Genomic DNA, 21,768 nt, shown 5'->3' with positions numbered 1-21,768 from the left:
AAGCGATGCCGTCTTTTGCTGCGCAGCAATGCTTATTTCGTGCTTATGATATTCGTGGTTCACGCCAGCATTTCACTACTGACTTTATTCAAGCATTGGGCAAGGCATTTGCTCATCTTTATAGTGTCGCAGATTGCAACCCAACCGCAGCTCCTGCCAAAGCCTGCCTGCCAAAACCAAGTATCGACCGTAAAAGAACCGTCATTGTGCTTGGTTATGATGTGCGTCTCGGTAGTGATATTATCGCTCAGAGATTGGCTGATATACTGACTGAATATGGCTTACAAGTTATCCAGCTGGGGTTAATTACTACCCCCATGATGGTTTTTTGGGCAGAGCAATATTCTGGTCATGGCATCATCGTTACCGCCAGTCATTCTGCTAAAGACATTTTAGGTATTAAATGGTTGGTCAACCATCAATCTCCGAGCCATGCAGAGATTCAGTTGCTTTGGCAAAAAACACGGTCTACCTATGCTTGCCACCTCAATCACGCTCAAGCACAGGTTGATGCTCAAAATACGCTGAAAAATACAACTGCTAAATCTATTTGTAATCAGCCGTTTAATTTATCTGATACACAAGTCGCGACGACTTATATTGAGGCTATCGCTCAAGTTTTTAAGCAAATCCATCCCTGTAATACACAACACTCCAAAGATAACCAACAACCACCTGACACCCTTGATGTGGTGGTGGTCATAGATTGTATGCATGGCGCGACCAGTAATATCGCCCAGCGTTTATTTGAGCATTTTTGCCAGCAGGTCATCATGATTAATGACACCGCAGATGGCAGTTTTCCCTCTGGCAATCCTGATCCCACTGAACCACACCGTCTCAAACAATTACAGCGAAGTGTGCGTCAACATCAAGCAGATATAGGTATCGCTTTTGATGGCGATGGCGATCGCTTAATGATCGTCGATAATAGCGGTAAAGTTGTCACGCCCGATCACTTGCTATATTTATTAGCGCAAGTGGCGCTGACCGAACACCCTGGAACGCTGTGTTCTAAAGGCCCAGTCCATTTACAACTGCCTTTTCAAATCCTTTTTGATATTAAATGCTCCCATCATCTACCGAATCTTTTGTCTGAGCTTGGCGCAACACCTGTGCTCAGTAAAACGGGCAGCAGCTTTATGCGCCGACAGATGCAGCAGTCTGCTGGTCAAATTGTCTTTGCGGGTGAATTGTCAGGGCATTTCATATTTAACGATAGCCGTTTTATTATTTATGATGATGCCATGTACGCCGCATTACGATTGCTGTATTGGCTAACGGCTTACGATGCTCACGGTAAAAAATCTCTGACTGATATTACAGAGCAATTGCCTGCTATGGTCAGTACGGCGGATCATTATTTGCCGATGCCTAAAACCCTTAAAAAAGACGATACTATCGTCGTACAGCTGACAAAATTTTGTCAGTATTTACGCCAGCTCGTGGAAGCGACCGTGGCAGAAGATTCTGGTGATCATTGGATAGCTACTAGCCAGCCATCGCTTTGCCGTTGTTCGATAAGTCGGCAATATATGACGTCCAAGCAAGCCAAATGCTTATTGCCAGTGGGGACAAAGTTGAGCTGTATTGATGGCGTGCGTTTGGATTTCGCCCATGGTTTTGGGGTGCTCCGCCAATCAAATACCAGTCACAATCTTACCGCACGCTTTGCTGGTGATAGCATAGAAGACTTACGCGACATTCAAGCAAAATTTGCCGCTTTATGTCGCCCATTTGATAAAAAACTGGCGGAACAAATTGTCGCTATTCCTGCCGAATAGTTTTGATCAAAACAGTTACCGTCAAAGTAGTTGCTGTCACATAAAAATATGATTTTTTAATACCATAACTTAGGAGTTTATAATGACGCTTAATTTAGATGATGCCAAAAACACTGCTGAAGTATTGACCACAGCGCTGCCTTATATCCAGCGCTTTGTCGATAAGCTTATCGTGGTCAAATACGGCGGCAATGCGATGACGGATCCTGCGCTTGAAAGCTCATTTGCCCGCGACATCGTCTTGTTAAAAACTGTTGGCATTCATCCCGTGGTCGTGCATGGCGGTGGTCCACAAGTGGATAACTTATTAAAAGAGTTGGGGCGTCAGTCAGACCGTATCGATGGTATGCGCGTCACCGATAAAAGCACCATGGATATCGTCGAGATGGTCTTAGGTGGTAGCGTCAACAAATCTATTGTTAGCTTAATCAACAAGCACGGTGGCCGCGCTATCGGTTTGACGGGTAAAGATGCCAATTTAATCCTAGCCAAAAAACTGATGATGGAAAAAATTGGCGCAGATGGGATTGCTGTGCCCGTCGATTTAGGGTTTGTCGGTGATGTAGTCAGTGTCAATAAAGACGTGATTAACATGCTCATTGCCTCTGACTTTATTCCCGTCATCGCGCCACTTGGGGTCGATAGCGAAGGCAATACGTACAATATCAATGCCGACTTGGTTGCAGGTAAAGTAGCCGAATTCTTACAAGCTGAAAAGCTCATGCTTCTAACCAATATCAAGGGTGTGCTGGGTCGTGACGGCGAAGTCGTAACTGGACTCACACCAAAGAAAGTCGACAGCCTCATTGAAGACGGCACTATCTCAGGCGGCATGATTCCCAAAATCCAATGTGCACTTGATGCGGTGCGTAGCGGCGTAAAAAGCGCGGTGATCGTCGATGGTCGCGTGCCTCATGCCACGCTGTTAGAGATTTTTACCAATGAAGGAGTTGGTACATTAATCAGTCGTGATTTAGGCTCATCATTGGCCGAGTAGCAGGAGTAAATCATGGCATTGTGGCTCTGGTGTCTACTTTTTATCTTAGAAAGCCTATATTGCTGGTGGATTATTGGCTATGGTGGCGCAAAATGGATAGAAGGCTGGAAGTCATTTTTCCTCATTGATTGGTTTGCTCTAGATTGGAATGCTGAACAAATTCGCTTTTACGTCTTGCTTATATGGCTCGCAAGTGTGATTTGGTTTATTTTAGGTGTTATAAAGCCCGAGCTAAGAGGTTCTTAGCTCGGGCTTTATTGATGGTAGCCGTATTCTTTTACGAAAAAAATTTATCAAAATCAGCTTCATCATAACCGCATAGTAATATATTCTTATTTTTATCAGTCAGCTCACCTTCAACGATCGGACGCTTAATCATACTGGTATTTTCTACGAGCAAATCAATGGCGTTATCTAGACTAGCATCAGCCGCTTGCTTTTGACTGTCGTCTAGTTTTCGCCATGTCGTACCGCGCTTATTGAGCACTTTATCAATGCCTAATTTATCTACCCAGCGCTGTACCGTTTCTTTATCGATACCTTGTTTTTTATAATCATGAAAATCATAACTGACACCTAGCTCGTCTAGTTTGGTAAAAGCTTTTTTCATGGTGCTGCACGATTTGATACCGTAAATAGTGATGGTCATAAAAACTCCAAATCAATGATCATTATTCTGTTTATTATACCTAAGCCTATGGGTATTTGGTTTATGATAACCAAAACCTTAAAAACCGCTCAAATTTTCAAATTTGTATTCTTCGTCATGCGTAAACGCCCTATCATATCGTCGCAATTTTCGCCAAATTACGCTATGCTATGGCATTGTGAAATTTCACCCAATTTATTCGTATTAATCAATCTCGAGCCAACTATGAGCAATACTGTGACATCTGACCAAGCTGAAAACAATCATTATAACCCACAAGCGATAGAAGCGGCGCAGCAAGCCAAATGGGCAACTGACAAGCGCTTTGAAGTGAGCAATGAGCCAAGCGATAAGCCAAGTCGCTATATGCTGTCGATGTTCCCTTACCCAAGCGGTAAGCTGCATATGGGTCACGTGCGTAACTATACGATTTCTGATGTACTGAGCCGTTATTATCGCCTCAAGGGCTATGAAGTCATGCAGCCTATGGGCTGGGATGGTTTTGGCTTGCCAGCAGAAAACGCGGCGATTGCCAATCAGACGCCACCTGCCAAATGGACGTTTGCCAATATTGACAGCATGCGCGCGCAGCTTAAATTACTGGGTTTGTCTATTGACTGGTCACGTGAATTTGCTACTTGCAGCCCTGAGTATTATCAGTGGGAGCAATGGTTGTTTTTACAGCTATACAAAAAAGGCTTGGTCTACAAAAAACTGTCAACAGTCAACTGGGATCCTGTTGATAATACCGTCTTAGCCAACGAGCAAGTCATCGATGGTAAAGGCTGGCGTAGTGGCGCTGCGGTCGAAAAGCGCGATATTCCGATGTATTACTTTAATATCACCGATTATGCTGACGAATTGCTCGATGATTTGGATCAGCTAGAAGGTCACTGGCCATCAGAAGTATTGACCATGCAGCGCAACTGGATTGGTCGCAGCGCAGGCATGGAAGTACACTTCCCTTATGAGCTTGCTGGCGAGACCAATACCTTAGATGTGTTCACTACTCGCCCTGATACTTTGATGGGTGTGACTTATGTGGCGGTCGCCGCCGAACATCCGCTAGCGCAGTATGCGGCTGAGCATGATGAAGCGATTGCGCAATTCTGTGCGCTTTGCAAAAAAGGCTCAGTTGCAGAAGCAGACCTAGCTAAAGCTGAAAAAATCGGTATGGCTACTGGTCTTACGGTCACGCACCCACTCACTGGCGAAGAAGTGCCAGTATGGGTTGCCAACTATGTACTCATGAGCTACGGCTCAGGCGCGGTGATGGCTGTCCCTGCTCATGATGAGCGTGATTATGAATTTGCGATTAAATACAGCTTACCGATTAAACAAGTCATCGATATCCCTGTCGGCTATTTCGATGCGTTAGAAGCAGATGCAAAGGCGAACGATACTGAGATTAATCGTGCTTATACCGAACGCAATACTTTGGTCAATTCAGGTGAATTTGATGGGCTAGACTTTGAGCAAGCATTTGAAGCGATGCTGACCAAACTAGAACCACAAGAGCTTGCTAAGAAAAAAATCCAATACCGTCTCCGTGATTGGGGTGTTTCTCGCCAGCGTTATTGGGGTTGTCCTATCCCAATGGTAAACTGTGAGCATTGCGGTACCGTACCTGTCGAAGAGCAAGATTTGCCCGTTGTCTTACCGACTGATGTCGTTCCTGATGGTCGCGGAAATCCGTTAAAAAACATTCCAGAGTTTGTCAATACAACGTGTCCTAAATGCGGTAATCCTGCTGAACGCGAAACCGATACCTTTGACACCTTTGTGGAGTCAAGCTGGTATTATGCACGCTTTGCAAGCCCAAATGATGCGCAAAGCATGGTCAACAAATCTGCCGCCAATAAGTGGCTGCCTGTCGATCAATACATCGGCGGTGTTGAGCACGCGGTGATGCATCTACTCTATGCACGCTTCTTCCATAAACTGATGCGTGATGAAGACTTGGTGTCAGGAAATGAGCCGTTTGCTAATTTGATGACGCAAGGCATGGTATTGGCAGGGACATTCTATCGCCTAAATGCGGATGGCAGTACCACGTACTATTTTGCAGAAGACATTGATATCGACTATGACGAACGTGGTCAACCAATTAAAGCTATCTTAAAATCTGATGGGCAGCCGGTGACCATTGGCAAAATCGAAAAAATGTCTAAGTCAAAAAACAACGGTGTCGATCCGCAAATTACCATCGATAAATACGGCGCTGATACTGTTCGTCTCTATACGCTCTTTACCGCGCCTGCGGATCAAACGCTAGAATGGTCAGATGATGCGCTCAAAGGCCCTTATAACTTCGTTAAAAAAGTATGGCGTATTGCTACTGAACACATGCAAGCGCTTACTGCCGCGAACCTAAGTATCGAGACGCTGAACAATGAAGTTTTGAGCACTGATGGCTTAAGCAAAGAAGCCAAAAACTTACGCCGTAAAACCCATGAAACGATTGCTAAAATCGATAGTGATTTGGGTGATCGTTTGGCATTGAACACGCCTGTATCAAGTTTGATGGAGCTTGCCAACGAGCTGACTGGCTTTAAGGCCAATAGCAAGCAAGACCTACAGGTACAGCATGAGGCATTGACGGATCTGCTGATTATGCTATCCGTATATGCGCCGCACATTGGTGAACATTTACTTGAGCAATTGGGTTTAGATACTATTACCTTGAATTATCCAGAAGTTGATAAAAATGCTCTGGTACAAGATATGATCACGATGGTGGTACAGGTCAATGGCAAAATGCGCGGTAAAATGGATGTCGCCCCAAATAGCGATCCAGAACAGCTAAAAGCACAAGCACGTTCGATGGAAAGTGTGGCAAAATTCTTGACTGGCGACATCAAAAAAGAAATCGTCGTCCCTAATAAGCTGGTAAACATCGTGGTGGTAGGCTAGATTTTTTAGGCTCAGTACTTTTTATTAGTTTAATGATTAGTCTGAGCCTTTTCATAATATTAGGATAGCGATTATGTCGTATAAATATCGAGCAGGTCAGTCACCCAAAGCCAACTTAAGCAAAAGAGACGCTTTTGCCAAAAAATCAAACGGACAAAAACTGGTGGCGGCTTTTCTGACTGCCCTGCCAATGTTTACGCTATTAGGTGCAACGGCAGCTATTAGTGGCTGCGGCTTTCAACTGCGTGGCTATGATGCGCCAATGCTGCTTGATGTCGCCAAAACAGCCGTGATTCTCGAAGACAATCGCACCTCATTTCCGCTTAAGCTGCCATTGACAAGACGCCTAAAAACTTTAGGTGTTGAGGTCATTGACAACATGACAGCAGCTGATGTTGCGAACAATAACAAACAGGCAAGTGCTGAACCCATTGCCGCTATCACCATCAATAACGTGCGTTTTAAGCGTTATGAGCTGGTCGGTGTCTTGACAGAGATCCGTTTGGTACTTTCAGCAGATGTCAGCTATCAGACCATGGAAAATGGCAAACCAATTACGCTAAGCAACCCCATCCAAGTCGAGCGTAGCTATCAATATAATGAAGCGTCGGTGAGCACTGATGATCAGCAAGGCGATCAAATTCGTGACTGGCTCTATGACAGTTTGGCACGCCGAATTACTGATCAATATGTCGCCATCTCCCTACCCAAGGTCAGCTCTTCTGGAGTCAGACAATCTGTGCAAAGCGGTAATGGCTCAACATCGATCGCGGTGGTGGTGCCAAACCCATAGTTTATAATGCGCAACACATTCCACGTTTATTTTCATCAATCTGTGTACTTATTACCCTATGCAAGATACCTTTATACAAGCCTACCCAAAGCTACTACAGCCTTCCGTTGCAGTCGCGGGCTTGTGGCTGGCGCATGGTGATGAGCCACTACTCAGTCAATGGCTCATCGATGCCCTGCGACCACATTGGCGCGCGCAGAATTACGCGATTCAGCGTATTGAGCTGATATCAGTCAAGAGCTGGCAAGAAGTATTGTCAGAGCTTGGTAGCCAGTCTTTATTTGATGATGCCAGTGCACTCATCGTGACGGGCAATCATAAGCCTGACAAGGCCGTTATCACTGAGCTTGAGCGCTTTGCCGTTGAAGCTCAAACAGGGACGCACAGTCATAGTTTATTATGGCTCACGCCCAAACAAGACAAGCGAGCGCAGAGCAGCAAGTGGTTTACGCCATTTGCTCAATATGGTCATGTCATTGATTGCAATTTATATAATGAGCAGCAACGACAGCAGCTACTGCAAATACAAGCTCAGCAGTTTGGTTTACGGCTATCGCAAGAAGCCTGGCAGCTGCTTATGTCGCATACTGAGCACCATCTGCTAAGCGCGTATCAGACCTTATGGCGGCTATCCTACTTATTTGCGCCGCAGTTAGTCGCTAAGAATATTGAGGCTAGTCATCAGGCTGATCACTCTACACAACTGCCAAATAATGTTGCCTTAGACATTAAGGATCTACAAGCTGCGTTGGTCAGTGATGCACAGTTTAGCGTCTTTGATTTATCGGATGCCATGCTTGCCGGTAACAGTACGCAAGTCGCTAAAATCATGTTTCAGCTCAAAGCCACCGACGAGCCAACCACCTTGGTATTATGGGCGGTTAGTAAAGACATGCGGCAAATTATGCAATTGATGGATGGGCAAGATCCGCAAGCGCTTGGTATTTGGCGTAGCAAACAAGGGTTGTACCAGCAAGCTTGCCGTCGCCAGTCAAAAACTCAAACGGCTGAATGGCCTGCCCTGCTTTATAAATGTGACCAAGCCATCAAAGGACTCGTGCGTCAGCCAGCGTGGGAGTTATTATTGCAGGCAGCGTTAGAGCTATCTGGAAAGCGTTTGTTTGTCGTTTAATCATTTGAAGAAATTTAACAACTTGTTTAACCAAGTTTTCTTATCGTAAGTTCTGTTATTAACTGAATAAGGAAAGTTTTTTAAAGTTTCTGTTATATCTGCTTCTTTTTTTCTACCCCATTCATGATTTAGCTGCGTCATAAGTTCAATTTGCTTATTAAAGCGTATAACTCTTTGATCTTCACTCATGACACTATTCTCTTGCTCATACTCGCCTGCTACCCTAGACGTTACCATCTCAAAAAACTCATAAATGAAATCATCTACATCTAAAAAAGATTCTCTAGATAACTCACTACCGCGCTCACATATTACATAGTGGTAATAGCCACCGCTTATCTCCAAGTGTGGCTCACCAAATCCAGAAGGCATATCTCTTAAAATAACATCATCAATATTTAGCCCTATCTTTTTACTATAATCGTTAATTATTTTTTGAATTTGCTGATGGTTTAACATTACATTCTTCCTTTGTTTATTATTTCCATAATATAGTCTGCCTTATCTCTACTGCTGAACTTCTTAACCTTTCTTAAACTAATTACCATTCCCTTTTGGACTTCAAGCCTCTACTATATGTACACTTGATTTCATTGTGACTGGATTGTTGTTATGCGCAAAATAAGCAAAAAGTCTGCTATCAAATGGGGTGTCATCGCCTTAATCATCGTAGCATTAGGGGCTTTGGCCTATACTTTTTTAAAACCAGAAGAAGAAAAACCCAGTTATTTAACCGCACCTGTTGAGGTTGGTGATATCGAAAACAATGTCATGGCATCAGGTAAAGTTAAAGCACTTAATACCGTTGATGTCGGTGCACAGGTTTCTGGTGAGGTCACAAACCTCTATGTAGAAGTGGGTGACGAGGTGAAACAAGGCGATTTGATTGCACAGATTGATCAAGTGACTCAGAAGAACAGCCTGAGCAATGAGCAAGCCAGTCTTGAGCAAAGCGAAGCCGCGCTACAAAGTGCGCAAGCAGAATCGTTAAGCAAACAAGCGAGTCTAAAAAGTGCCTATGCTGATCTTGCCAGCCGTCAGTCTGAGCTTAAACAAGCACAGTCTGATTTTGCACGTTTGCAAGACTTAGTCGCTATCGATGCTATCTCACAACAAGAATATGATACACAAGCGACCAGTGTCGAGACCGCAAAAGCAGCCGTTGCCAATGCACGCGCTGCTATTGATACGGCACAAGCCGCCATTGCAACAGCCACTGCAAACATTAATAGCCAACAAGCAGCATTACGAAAGTCTCAAACCAATGTCGCAACGGCTCAAGAAGACCTTAGCTATACAACGATTCGCGCGCCAATATCAGGTACTGTCGTCTCAGTGACCACTGAGCAAGGCACGACGGTCAATGCCAATCAAACAGCCCCGACCATCGTAACTTTAGCAGATTTGTCTACTGTTAGAATCAACGCACAAATCTCCGAAGCCGATGTTATCAATGTCAATGCTGGTATGCCCGCCTACTTTAATATCATCGGTAATCCAGACAAGCAGTATGATGCGACACTGACAGCTATTGAGCCGGCACCCGAGGAAATTAGCAAGACCAGCTCAACCGATTCTGCTATCTACTATGTTGGCTATGTTGAAGTAGCTAACCCTGAGCGATTATTTCGTATTGATATGACCGCCCAGATTTATATCATCATCGATCAAGCCAAAGACGCGTTGCTTGTGCCATCAGCAGCCATACAAGAAAGACCCGCGAGAAATCAAACTGAAGGTCAAGCAAAAACCAGCAAGGTTGTACGCGTACTAAATGATGACGGCACAGTAGAACCTCGCACAGTAGAAGTGGGCATTGATAACCGAGTAAATGCGCAAATTTTAAGTGGTTTAAAAGAAGGTGAGCAAGTCATTATCGGCGAAGGTAGTGCCAATGCTTCAGGTAAAGGTGGTGGTCGTACTCGTATACCTGGTGGTACTCCAAGGATGTAATTAATTCTTTGACTATGTTAACGATGGAGGGGCTGAAAAACCTTGGCCCTTTCATCACGACACTCACTATCTTTGATTAAAGACATTGCTATGACTATATCTCAATCTACTAAACAGCCGACTGACAGCAGTAGCGCTTCGATAGAAAACGACTCACCGAATGATACTGCAGCTACCGCTGACAAACCAATTATGGAGCTGTCGGGTATTATTCGAGAGTTTGCTGCCGGCGAGCAAACCATTCGCGTATTGCACGAGGTTAATTTAACGATGAATCAAGGTGAAATGGTCGCGATTATCGGGCAATCTGGCTCTGGTAAATCTACTCTAATGAATATCTTGGGTTGCTTAGATCAGGCGACAGCAGGTGACTATAAGATTTATGGCCAATCAGCAAACAAGCTAGAGGCAGATGAGCTGGCTGAGTTACGCCGAGAGCATTTTGGCTTTATCTTTCAGCGCTACCACCTACTTGGTGACATTAGCGCTAAAGATAACGTTGCCGTCCCTGCCGTGTATGCTGGTATGAATACTGAGGCACGAATCAATCGCGCAGAAAAGCTCTTGACCGATCTAGGTCTTGGTGAAAAGGTAAATAATCGTCCTAGCCAGCTCTCAGGCGGCCAACAGCAGCGTGTTTCTGTTGCTCGCGCTCTGATGAATGGTGGCGATGTCATCTTAGCTGATGAGCCAACTGGCGCACTAGATAGCAAATCTGGCGAAGATGTGATGGCGATCTTACATGATCTAAATGCTAAAGGTCATACCATTATCATGGTCACTCATGATCCCAAACTTGCCGCACAAGCCGAACGGGTTATTGAGTTAAAAGATGGCTACGTTATTGCTGATTATAAAACTGAGCATTATAAACCGACAACTCAACACCCAGAATCTATCCTCGGTGGACATCGTAAAAGTGCCTTCGGAAGCTTTGTGGATCGTTTGCTCGAAGCTTTTAAAATGTCCTTACTTGCCATGCGTGCACACAAGATGCGCACATTGCTGACCATGTTAGGCATTATCATCGGTATCGCTGCGGTTGTGTCTATCGTTGGTCTTGGTCAAGGCTCTCAGCAGCAAATTCTCGCAAATATTAGCTCGCTAGGAACCAATACTATAACAGTGAATGACGGCTACCCTAGAGGCGACCCGCGACGTAAATATAATGACGACAACCTCACACCAGAAGATGCAGAAGCGGTCAGCAGTCAACCGTATGTTATCAATGTGAGCCCTCAAGTCAATACCAGCTCTAGTGTACGCTATCGCAGCGTGCAGGAAGACTCGACCATCAATGGTGTTGGTGAGTATTATCTAGAGGTCACTGGTGAGACGCTGGCATTAGGTCAAGGTTTCGATTCGCAAAGTATCGACCTTCGCAGTCAAGATATTATTATCGATGACAATGCCAAGAGTGCTTTTTTTGCAGATATAGATAACCCTATCGGAGAAGTCATACTCATCGGTAGTGTGCCTGGACGAGTGGTTGGCGTCCTTGAGGCAAGCGACAGTGGCTTTGGACCAAGTAGCACGACACCCGTCATATATATGCCTTATACCACTGTGATGTCACGTATAACTGGTAGTGCAAATATTGATAGTTTTATAGCACTGTTAGATGATAGTGTCTCATCTAGTGTCGCTGAGTCAGCTATTTCCGACATAATAGAAGGTCGCCATGGTAAAGATGATTTTAATATTATTAACTCAGACTCTATTCGTCAGACCATTGAATCAACGACAGGTACTATGACACTGCTCATCTCATCAGTTGCTGTTATCTCATTGATCGTTGGTGGTATTGGTGTGATGAATATTATGCTAGTATCGGTCACGGAACGCACTAATGAAATTGGTGTACGTATGGCAGTTGGGGCTCGTCAAAACGATATCATGCAGCAGTTTTTGATAGAAGCCGTACTCGTCTGTATTTTAGGCGGCTTATTAGGTATTGGACTGGCCTTTGCTATTGGTGAAATCATTAATAATTTTGCTGGTGATAGCTTTAAAGTGATTTACTCATCAACCTCTATTATTGCTGCATTTATATGTTCAACACTGATTGGTGTCGTATTTGGATTCTTGCCAGCGCGTAATGCTGCTAAATTAGATCCTGTTGAAGCACTGTCTAGGGACTAAAACGTCGCGACTGACGTTTTAAATAGGCATTTACTGCCATGAAACAGCCACCAATAAGCCAAATTATATAAAAAAATGCATTTTTTTACTTTAATTGCACTTTTTTTATATTACGGGGTTGTAATTGTCCTGATAGTGTATATAATGTGCTCTCACGTTTAGGGATAGAAATTCTTTAAACGTTGAAACAAACTTAATGCCTATTTTAATGTTGATTGACCTAATATTAAAAATTAAGTTTAAAGACATTTTTTAGATGTCTAGTTTTAATAAGTTTGCCTTTAAGGAAACTTATCTTGTAGTAGATATAAACCTAGTAAAGGTATAGAGTTTTTAGAATTTACGAAAATGTAAATCCTCTTGCACTCAGATGAAGCACTACTTCATTTTATCTTCGCTCAGGGCCGATAGCTCAGTTGGTAGAGCAGTTGACTTTTAATCAATTGGTCCCGCGTTCGAGTCGCGGTCGGCCCACCATATTTAGTATTATGCTTGTTGTGTACATTGCCCTATCAGGTATTGGCATAATAAGTAACAAAGTTTAAGAAGCTTTCTTTTAGAAAACTTCACCGAATTTACGAAGTTGTAAATTCACTTGCAGAGTTAAAAAAGCCATGCTTTTTTATACACTCTTCAGGGCCGATAGCTCAGTTGGTAGAGCAGTTGACTTTTAATCAATTGGTCCCGCGTTCGAGTCGCGGTCGGCCCACCATATTTAGAAAGCCCAGTCATTATATTAATAATGACTGGGCTTTTTTTTATTTAAAATTTCACTTTATTTTTTACGGTTTCGTTTAAAAATAGTGAAGTCAGTGTCTTTTCGCCACAGTAGCTTATGCTTAATCGTGTCTTTGATCGTCCGTGGATGCTTGGGTGCTTGCGTAATCAGCATATCAAACGTTGCTGCATCTATTGCCAGCTCACGCCCATGTGCCATCATAACCATAGAAGGTTTTAACGCCTTTATTCTTTGTAGTGACTGAATATAGACTTTAGGATCATAAATAGGAAAAGGCGCCACAAACTTATGACGCAGTTTGATAATGAGGTCGGCCGTATAGACTTGCCGACTTGGTATATGAAATAGAGATAAATCACGATCTGTATGTCCGGGTGTTTCCAGCACTTGCCATTCATCAAATTTCGGCACACTATCCCCATCTTTAACGGTGATATCAGGTGTAAGATGGGCGGGATAATACAGGTTTTTAAGGGAGCGACCTTGACGTCTCGCCACATAATGCGCAAGATTTATGTCCACAAAATGCATGGCATGCCCACCGATACCGCTATACCATTGACGTTTTTTTTCTGCCGAAACAATGATACAGCCCGTCTCTTTTCTGAATTGATGAGCGCCGCCTGCATGATCAGGATGCATATGGGTCACCACAACGACTTTGAGATCGCTGATTGGTCGCTGTAACGTCGTTCTAATATAATCTAATACCATTGCTACATCAGGGCGGCAACCACCGTCCAGCAGCATAATTTTGTCTGGATATACCGCAAGATAAGTACTTTGAATATATCCTTCTAAACGTACAATTTCACATAAACTCATTTGCATTCCCTGCTACATGATTGCTCACTGTTATAGCATCCCTACTATAGGAGACGCTTTTAACGCGCCTTAATAGGATTTAGTATAACGCCCACCATTCAACTTGTAATGACTTTGAGTGAACGCTTGTGGCTATAAATTGCTTTTTTATAAAAATTGCCATCAAAAAAACCCAGCGCTAAAGCTGAGTTTTCGTTAAATTAGTAAAATTTTAAAAGTATCAGAAGTTTAAACTTAATACTACCTTATGCTAAATCACGAACCTTTGGCTCACGTTCCCACAAGCGTGACTTAGCATTTTCGATAAAAGTATCCAATTCAGCCAGTGGCGTGACAAAGGCATCTTTTTCGATAGGTAGCTTACTTAAGATAAACTCATCAGTCGCCCCGCAATAAGCAATCGCTTTGCAATGTCCATAGGCATCATTGAACCAATCTCGTGCTGAGCTGTCTTTTGCTAGCTTTTTAGCTTGCTCTGGCATAATGATACTAACGACCACATCAAACATCACTGATGGGCCGCCAGCGAGGCGCTCATCTGCTTGTATGCGAGTGTCGTCATCTAAGACAACTTCTTTATTGGGCGCAACGATTTTCACGCTAGCACCCTGCACTTTTGCCGCCTCTTCGAACTTTTTGATTTCACTATGCTTAGAGCCTTCAGCGACCAAGATACCAATCAAACGGCCTTTTAAACTCTTAGGCGTTAGACCAATCGTTTGTACTGCTTTCGATGTCGCCATATCCTGTACAGGAGCAGCGGCATCAGCAGGCTCTGGCAGTTCCATACCTAGCGCTGTTGCCACACGATTTGCCAAGTCTTCATCGATATGCGGCAGATGACTCAGCATACGAGTACGTACATGCGCCGTATCTACTTTACCTAACTCAAAGGCATAAGCAGACGCAATGTGCGCTTGCTCAGCTGGCGTCTGGCTACGATAGAACATCCGCGGCTGACTATAGTGATCGGCAAAACTTTCTGCACGCACGCGACCTTTCACACCATCATCCAACTGTTCGTGGAACGATTCAAAGCCACGCTTGGCGCTTTCACGTGGTCTAGTCGGATCTAAGCTTTGCGGTTCATAGAGCACACGAGTCTTAGGTACCTGCATCTGCATATGACCATCTTGCTGATTATTGGCAAACGGGCATTTCGGCGCGTTGATTGGGATTTGGGCAAAGTTAGGCGAACCTAAACGTGATAACTGGGTGTCTAGATAACTGAACAAACGACCTTGTAATAATGGATCGTTACTGAAATCAATGCCCGGTGGCAGATGCGATGGACAGAACGCCACTTGCTCGGTTTCTGCAAAGAAATTATCCGGATAACGGTTCAGCACCATTTTACCCACGACTTTCACTGGCACCATCTCTTCTGGAATCAATTTGGTGGCATCTAAATGATCAAACGAGAATTTATCAGCCTCTTCTTCAGTAAATAGCTGGACGCCAAACTCCCATTCAGGATAGTCGCCATTATTAATGGCTTCAAACAAATCACGGCGATGATAATCAGGGTCAGCGCCGGAGATTTTCACCGCCTCATCCCACGTGGTTGACTGTACACCAAGTACAGGTTTCCAATGGAAACGGACAAAGGTACTCTTGCCTTCTTTGTTGATTAAACGATAGCTGTGAATACCAAAGCCTTCCATCATGCGTAAACTGCGTGGTAGTGCACGATCACTCATCAGCCAAATTAAATTATGCATGGTCTCAGGACTTAATGACACAAAGTCCCAAAAAGTATCGTGCGCCGAAGCGGCTTGCGGAAATCCACGATCAGGCTCTGGTTTAACCGCGTGAATCAAATCTGGAAACTTCATCGCATCTTGAATAAAGAAAATCGGCATATTGTTACCAACGATGTCCCAATTGCCTTCTTCGGTATAAATCTTCACAGCAAAACCACGCACATCACGTGGCGTATCTTTTGAGCCTTTGTTACCTGCAACCGTAGAAAAACGGGTAAATAAAGGCGTCTGTTTACCTGTTTCAGTCAAAATTTTCGCCGTGGTATATTTTTCGAGCGACTCAGTGAGTTCAAAATAACCGTGAGCAGCACTACCACGCGCATGGACGATACGCTCAGGAATACGCTCATGGTCAAAATGATGAATTTTTTCCCGTAATACAAAATCCTCTAGCAATGTGGGGCCACGTGCGCCTGCTTTTAGAGAGTTTTGATTGTCAGAGATGACGACACCTTGTTGGGTCGTTAGCACTTTAGTGTCATCCCCTGCGCGCTGGTGAGTCTCACCGCCATTGCCACGTTCCGTATTCATATCTTTAGCGGGGTCAGTATGATCAATATTATTTTTCATTATGCATCCTAGCTAGTAATTAAAAGTAGGCTCTGTACCGAGCTGTCTTTAATATTAGCCAAAAAATATGACTAATTCATGGCACTCCTTGTTGATATTTGGTTAAAGTTTGCAGCCGTGATAAAGCCGTAATTTCAGCGTATTTAAACAGAGCTTCAACGTTGACGATAGATTCTTGTAATGTGGTGAGTTTTTAAGGTATGCTCTTAGGAAGCATTAAAACAGTTGATAAATAAAATGGGCATGGTTTTAGCCAACTATTTATCTTTTTTATACGATTATAAGGTGACCTACCATGTTATCAACTTCAAATACTCCGTCCAAAAAACCTTATCACTCATTGCTAATGGGTGCGTCAATCGGACTAATGGCACTGACTTTCAGCCAAACAGCTGCCGCTATTACAACCAAAAATATTACCTATACCGTGGATGATCAAGCATACGAAGGCTATTACGCCAAAGCCGATAAAGCGAATGCGCCTTTTATTTTACTCATTCATGACTGGGATGGATTGACAGACTATGAGCGTAAACGTGCTGACATGTTAGCAGGCGAGGGCTACAATGTATTAGCGGCAGACATGTTCGGACAAGGCGTTCGCCCTACTTCTATTGAAGAAAACAAACGCTTAACTGGGGAGCTATACGATGATCGCAATAAAATGCGCCGCATACTTCAAGGTGCGCTGAATGCTGGAAGACTACAAGGTAATGATGTGCGTAAAGGCACTACCATGGGATATTGTTTTGGCGGTACCGTTGCTCTGGAGCTGGCGCGCTCAGGATTTGAGCAAAAAGCATTTGTACCCTTCCATGGTGCCTTTGATATTCCAACGGGTCAAAGTTATGACAAGACAACTGGAGAGATCTTAGTATTCCATGGCTCTGCTGATGAATCTGTCTCTCTAGAGAGCTTCGCAACTTTGGGTAAGACGCTAGAAGCCGCCAACGTACCGCATGAGATGGTGACATACAGTGGTGCCCCACATGCCTTTAGCGTGTTCGGCAGTGATAGATATGATGCACGTGCAGATGAGCGCTCGTGGAACCACTATTTGGATTTTTTAGCAAATGAATATAAATAACTTTAATTTATATCCTATAAGAACAGCGACCCTTAATTATTAACCAGCCTATCTCATTGATAAATGAGTCGATTAAAAGCCAAGGAAGCCAATTATGTTATTGAAGAACGACGTATTGCGTGCGCGTGTTAGATTGTTAGGCGCATTTTTAGGTGAGGCCATTTCTCGCCAATCTGGGGAGGATACCCTACGTACTATCGAAACATTGCGCAAAGGCTTTATTCAGGAGCGCCGCGAGCATAATCCAGCACACAAACAGCAGCTGATCGATCTTATTGCCTCATTAGACAATCAAACCTTAAAAAACGTCATTCGCGCATTCTCTATTTACTTTTTCCTTGCCAATTTAACGGAAGAAAACTATCTGCGTGAGCAACGCCGTACTATGCGTGCTCAGTCCAATCAAAGCTGGGAAGGATCCTTTCGCCGCACCTTGTTAGAATGCCGTGAGCGGCAAATCGAACCTGCGCAAATCAAAGAGCTTATTGATCACCTTAAATTTATTCCTGTTTTTACGGCTCATCCTACCGAAGCCCGTAGACGCACCACCATGAATATCTTGCAGACCCTCTATGAGCATACCGATGCCATGAGCGACTATCCCGAAGGCAGTCTAGCCTTTATGCAAGCCAAGCAAAAAACAGCAGAAACCATTGACTTACTGTGGTCATCAGACGAAGTTCGCAGCCGAAAACCGTTGGTTTATGATGAAATAAACAACGGCTTACACTATTTTGATGCCAGCTTATTCACTGCCATTCCCAAAGTGTATCGTAATATAAAAGACGCTATCGTCGATATCTATCCTGAGTTAATCGACTACCCTTTACCCGCCTTTGTCAGTTTTGGCTCTTGGATTGGCGGGGATAGAGATGGCAATCCATTCGTCACCCACGAAACTACTGAAATGGCGGTATTGATGCATGCCAATACTGTACTGCGTCATTATCAAGTATTGGTCAGAAAATTGCGTCGTGAACTGATTCATAGCGATACTATCGTCGATATCGCGCCAGAGATTTATACCCGTATCAAAGACTACAGTACACTCGATCAAAAAGTCTTTTGCTACAATCCTGATGATTACAATAATGAGCCGTACCGAAGACTGCTGTCCATTATTCTGGCTAAAATAAAAGCGACCAACCAGCATATCCAAAGCCAAGGCACAGATAAAGAGGCTGCAAAAGAGGCTTATTCAACACCGACGGCCTTGCTAGATGATTTACGCCTTATTCGCAAAAGTGTCAATACTCATGACAAAGCGCATGGCGAAGGCTTACTGCTTGATACCATTCGCTTAGTCAAAACCTGTGGATTCCATTTAGCCTCGCTAGATATTCGCCAAGATTCAGGATATCACGGCGAAGTCATTGCAGATATTTTTGCTAGCGCCTCGAATCTACCCGACTATCGCACCCTCAGCGAAACAGAGCGCCAAGAATGGCTAACGCGTTTGCTAGAAAAGCCAGGTGCACCGCTGATTTATACCGACAACTTAAGCGCGCAAACACACGAACAGCTTGCTCTGATGAATTCTGTCGCTAAACTGCGTAAACTGGTTGGCGACGATACTTTTGGTAGCTATGTAATTTCAATGACCAATAACGCTAGTCAGTTATTAGAGGTACTGCTACTGATGCGTTTTGCAGGCTTATCGGGTATTGATAAGAACGGGCATTTATTTTCTGCCCTACCAGTTGCACCACTGTTTGAAACTATCGAAGATTTAAAAAATATCGATAAGATTATGCCAATGGTGTTGGACAATCCGCTATATCGGGAGTTACTTGAGCACTCAGGAAACATTCAAGAGATTATGCTTGGCTACTCAGACTCCTCTAAAGATGGCGGCATTATTACCTCCGCTTGGCAGTTATATAGCGCTCAGCAAACCATCACCGATATCGCCAATCAATATGGTATCACCACTCGCCTGTTCCATGGTCGTGGTGGTTCCGTCAGTCGTGGTGGTGGCTCAACCCATCAAGCCATTGCCGCGCAACCTGCTGGCACTTTACATGGACAAATCAAATTCACCGAACAAGGCGAAGTACTTTACGCCAAGTATGCCAATCCAGATACTGCGGTGTTTGAATTAACCATGGGAATAACGGGGGCGCTCAAAGCCAGCTCGTCACGATTTGTCGAACAACCCAAACAGCTAGATAGCTATGAAGCGTTGTTTGCTGATTTGGCAGATGCAGGTGAACAGCAATATCGTGAGCTGACGGATAATACTGAAGGCTTCTATCAGTTTTATTCTGAGGCCACACCAGTACAAGAGATTTCATTGCTCAATATTGGCTCGCGTCCTGCTCACCGTAAAAAAGGACTGCCAAGCAAATCGACGATTCGGGCGATACCATGGGTATTTGGCTGGTCATTGGCGCGCTTTACCCTTCCCGCTTGGTATGGCGTAGGCAGTGCTTTAGATAGCGTCAAAAAAGACGAAGTGTTAATGAAGGAGATGAATAAAAACTGGCCATTTTTCAATGTCTTTATCAGTAATATTGAAATGGCTTTTACAAAATCCGAGATGAATATCGCCCGTGCATACAGTCAACTGTGTAAAGACGAAAGCTTGCGTGAGCAAGTCATGCAGGCAGTGATTGATGAGCATGAACTGACGCACGCAGGTCTCAACTCCTTGCTAGAGCAGGCGTCTTTACTCTCAAACCAACAAGAATTGGCTAATTCATTAGAATGGCGTAACGCCTATTTAGACCCCATTAACTATATCCAGATTGAGCTACTCAAACGTATGCGCCAATCCGATAACACTGGCAATGACAATCTGGAAAATGACGATAGACCTGCTGTCGAAGATGCATTAATTCGTAGTATCAACGCCTTGGCAGCAGGGCTACGCAATACGGGTTAATATTTATAAATAGGTTGGCCTTTACGCATTCGAACTTACATAAAGCTGAGTTGATTCATGGTGTTATCACAGTGAATCAACTCAGCTTTTTACGTTAATAGAGTTTTTCAAATACTAATATTTGATTGTTAGATGGCATCTCATAACGCTTACTTAACATTAAATGATGTGTATTTGCCAAATCTATAACGTCTTCTAAATGACGGATGCCACTGTTAGCATCGCGCTGGCGCAAGCTATGATCAAACTGACGATTGCTTGCGCTGCTATAACTGCCATTTTCGTTAAAGGGTTCATAAACGATGAATTTACCATTTAAGGGTAGCATATCACCGACCAATTGGAATAATTTAGCCACTAACGTCCACGACATAATATGCAAGGTATTGGCGGTAAATACTGCATCATAAGGCGCATCGGCAACCTCATTGACTGGCACTGAATCACGCGATACATCAAAAGTGATCGGTGCATATAAATTAGGGGCAGGATAAGCAACATGCCAAGCATTGATAGTGGCGTGATTGACAAACACATCACTGGTCTGCCATGTTAAATAGGTCAATCTAGGGGCAAAATATACGCTATGCTGACCGGTTCCAGAACCCACTTCTAATACATGAGTAGACGCTTGTAACTCTTGCTGTAAAACTTCTAAAATCGGCTGCTTATTATTTTCACACGCTTGAGAAAATGCTATTCCAGCAGGAGCAATCGATTGGTTATTATCTAAATCATGATTCAACACTGCTAATATCCTTATATGTCTTCATTGCTGTAGCTTTGATATTAATAATAGCGACAAGCAAAGCGTCGAAAAAACTAATAAATACCCGCTTCTACCCCAGCTGCCATTGTCATCGCTAACTCTTCGACTTGCTCAGTAAATACCTCTTGCCAATCACCTTGTAAAATCAGCGCTTCTTGAATCCATGACCAACGCAGCCCAGTTGTAATAGTCTTCATAGCAAGCTTAGTACCCGTACCATCATGACCTGCGCGAATATATAGTGCAAACGGCATACCCTGCTTTTTCTCTAAAACCTGATAATAACAGCGATCAAAAAAGTCTTTGGTCAGTCCTGCCATATAAGCCAAGTTCTCAGTCGTCCCTAATAATAGTGCGTCAGCTGCCAATACATCTTCAGGCTGGGTATCTTGGGGAGATTTGATTATGACATTGATATCTATATCAGGATGATTGGCACCATCATAAGCCGCTTGCGCCAACTTCTTAGTATTAGGTGATGGCGCATGCGCAACAATAAGTAAGGTTTTGCTAGCCATCTCAACCATCCTTATAAAGGTCACTGGTTTTTGGAATTAACAATTCTTGGAATCAGTAGTTCTTAGAATTAAAAGCTCTTAGAATTAAAAGCTCTTAGAATTAAAAGCTCTTAGAATTAATGGCTTCTGGAATGGTAATCATCCCAACCATAAGACACTTATCAAATAGAATTAAGCTGCGTGGTTTAGTTTCTGCATTGGCGTAAAACCGCCATTGCCCATATTCGGGCGCTCGTGGTTGTAGTGATAT

At 43.7% G+C, this 21,768-nt stretch carries 16 protein-coding genes and 2 tRNA genes; 12 read left to right on the top strand and 6 right to left on the bottom strand.

Going from position 1 to position 21,768, the window contains the following annotated elements; all coding sequences use genetic code 11:
- Positions 1 to 5: 5 nt before the first annotated feature.
- From ACP69U_RS05365 to ACP69U_RS05355, 3 genes are all read left to right on the top strand, one after another.
- The gene (locus ACP69U_RS05365; RefSeq protein ID WP_426138034.1) at positions 6 to 1,784 is read left to right on the top strand and encodes a phosphomannomutase/phosphoglucomutase; all 1,779 of its coding nucleotides are present in this window, start codon (positions 6 to 8) and stop codon (positions 1,782 to 1,784) included.
- An 82-nt stretch (positions 1,785 to 1,866) separates the two neighbouring features.
- Entirely contained in the window at positions 1,867 to 2,781 is a 915-nt protein-coding gene (gene argB, locus ACP69U_RS05360; RefSeq protein ID WP_055124537.1) for an acetylglutamate kinase, read from the top strand.
- 12 nt (positions 2,782 to 2,793) lie between these two features.
- Positions 2,794 to 3,027, top strand: coding sequence for a hypothetical protein (locus ACP69U_RS05355; RefSeq protein ID WP_372861444.1), 234 nt, complete (start codon positions 2,794 to 2,796; stop codon positions 3,025 to 3,027).
- A gap of 31 nt (positions 3,028 to 3,058) precedes the next feature.
- Here ACP69U_RS05355 and ACP69U_RS05350 read toward each other — a convergent pair whose 3' ends face one another.
- Positions 3,059 to 3,430 (bottom strand): arsenate reductase, encoded by a 372-nt coding sequence (locus ACP69U_RS05350; RefSeq protein ID WP_426138033.1) that lies wholly within the window; start codon positions 3,428 to 3,430, stop codon positions 3,059 to 3,061.
- Between the two features lie 225 nt (positions 3,431 to 3,655).
- Here ACP69U_RS05350 and leuS point away from each other — a divergent pair, with 225 nt between their 5' ends.
- The 3 genes from leuS (at position 3,656) to holA (ending at position 8,268) form a co-directional block, all read left to right on the top strand.
- On the top strand, positions 3,656 to 6,343 hold the full coding sequence (gene leuS, locus ACP69U_RS05345) for a leucine--tRNA ligase (RefSeq protein ID WP_426138032.1): 2,688 nt from the start codon (positions 3,656 to 3,658) through the stop codon (positions 6,341 to 6,343).
- A 73-nt stretch (positions 6,344 to 6,416) separates the two neighbouring features.
- Entirely contained in the window at positions 6,417 to 7,136 is a 720-nt protein-coding gene (locus tag ACP69U_RS05340; RefSeq protein ID WP_426138031.1) for a hypothetical protein, read from the top strand.
- Between the two features lie 58 nt (positions 7,137 to 7,194).
- A complete protein-coding gene (gene holA, locus ACP69U_RS05335) occupies positions 7,195 to 8,268 on the top strand; it encodes a DNA polymerase III subunit delta (protein ID WP_426138030.1) in 1,074 nt (357 codons plus the stop codon).
- On the opposite strand, the gene ACP69U_RS05330 is transcribed toward holA, so the two are convergent.
- Positions 8,269 to 8,727 carry an Imm63 family immunity protein gene (locus tag ACP69U_RS05330; RefSeq protein ID WP_404642179.1) on the bottom strand — a complete coding sequence of 153 codons (459 nt, stop codon included), beginning with the start codon at positions 8,725 to 8,727 and terminating at the stop codon, positions 8,269 to 8,271.
- 153 nt (positions 8,728 to 8,880) lie between these two features.
- Between ACP69U_RS05330 and ACP69U_RS05325 the strand changes: the two genes are divergently transcribed.
- The 4 genes from ACP69U_RS05325 to ACP69U_RS05310 all read left to right on the top strand — a co-directional run bounded on the left by ACP69U_RS05325 (position 8,881) and on the right by ACP69U_RS05310 (position 13,075).
- Entirely contained in the window at positions 8,881 to 10,221 is a 1,341-nt protein-coding gene (locus ACP69U_RS05325; RefSeq protein WP_426138029.1) for an efflux RND transporter periplasmic adaptor subunit, read from the top strand.
- A gap of 192 nt (positions 10,222 to 10,413) precedes the next feature.
- The gene (locus ACP69U_RS05320) at positions 10,414 to 12,363 is read left to right on the top strand and encodes a MacB family efflux pump subunit (RefSeq protein WP_426138144.1); all 1,950 of its coding nucleotides are present in this window, start codon (positions 10,414 to 10,416) and stop codon (positions 12,361 to 12,363) included.
- Positions 12,364 to 12,764: 401 nt separating this feature from the next.
- A tRNA-Lys gene (locus ACP69U_RS05315) sits at positions 12,765 to 12,840 on the top strand.
- Positions 12,841 to 12,999: 159 nt separating this feature from the next.
- Positions 13,000 to 13,075 (top strand) — tRNA-Lys (locus tag ACP69U_RS05310).
- 63 nt (positions 13,076 to 13,138) lie between these two features.
- On the opposite strand, the gene ACP69U_RS05305 is transcribed toward ACP69U_RS05310, so the two are convergent.
- Positions 13,139 to 13,927: an MBL fold metallo-hydrolase gene (locus tag ACP69U_RS05305; RefSeq protein WP_198330131.1), complete on the bottom strand. Its 789-nt coding sequence runs from the start codon at positions 13,925 to 13,927 to the stop codon at positions 13,139 to 13,141.
- A 245-nt stretch (positions 13,928 to 14,172) separates the two neighbouring features.
- Positions 14,173 to 16,260, bottom strand: a complete 2,088-nt coding sequence (locus ACP69U_RS05300) for a catalase (RefSeq protein WP_426138028.1) — start codon at positions 16,258 to 16,260, stop codon at positions 14,173 to 14,175.
- 295 nt (positions 16,261 to 16,555) lie between these two features.
- On the opposite strand from ACP69U_RS05300, the gene ACP69U_RS05295 reads away from it, so the two are divergent.
- Both ACP69U_RS05295 and ppc read left to right on the top strand, forming a co-directional pair.
- The gene (locus tag ACP69U_RS05295; protein ID WP_426138027.1) at positions 16,556 to 17,347 is read left to right on the top strand and encodes a dienelactone hydrolase family protein; all 792 of its coding nucleotides are present in this window, start codon (positions 16,556 to 16,558) and stop codon (positions 17,345 to 17,347) included.
- A 94-nt stretch (positions 17,348 to 17,441) separates the two neighbouring features.
- Positions 17,442 to 20,231 (top strand): phosphoenolpyruvate carboxylase, encoded by a 2,790-nt coding sequence (ppc, locus tag ACP69U_RS05290; RefSeq protein WP_426138026.1) that lies wholly within the window; start codon positions 17,442 to 17,444, stop codon positions 20,229 to 20,231.
- Between the two features lie 94 nt (positions 20,232 to 20,325).
- On the opposite strand, the gene ACP69U_RS05285 is transcribed toward ppc, so the two are convergent.
- Positions 20,326 to 20,979 (bottom strand): DUF938 domain-containing protein, encoded by a 654-nt coding sequence (locus ACP69U_RS05285; protein ID WP_426138025.1) that lies wholly within the window; start codon positions 20,977 to 20,979, stop codon positions 20,326 to 20,328.
- 74 nt (positions 20,980 to 21,053) lie between these two features.
- On the bottom strand, positions 21,054 to 21,518 hold the full coding sequence (locus ACP69U_RS05280; RefSeq protein ID WP_198330136.1) for a flavodoxin family protein: 465 nt from the start codon (positions 21,516 to 21,518) through the stop codon (positions 21,054 to 21,056).
- Positions 21,519 to 21,768 lie beyond the last annotated feature (250 nt).

It is taken from the genome of Psychrobacter sp. TWR1-1-1 (assembly GCF_049895865.1).
Lineage (GTDB): Bacteria > Pseudomonadota > Gammaproteobacteria > Pseudomonadales > Moraxellaceae > Psychrobacter > Psychrobacter immobilis_A.
Note: the sequence above shows the minus strand (reverse complement) of the source record. Positions and strands in the feature narration are given on the sequence as shown.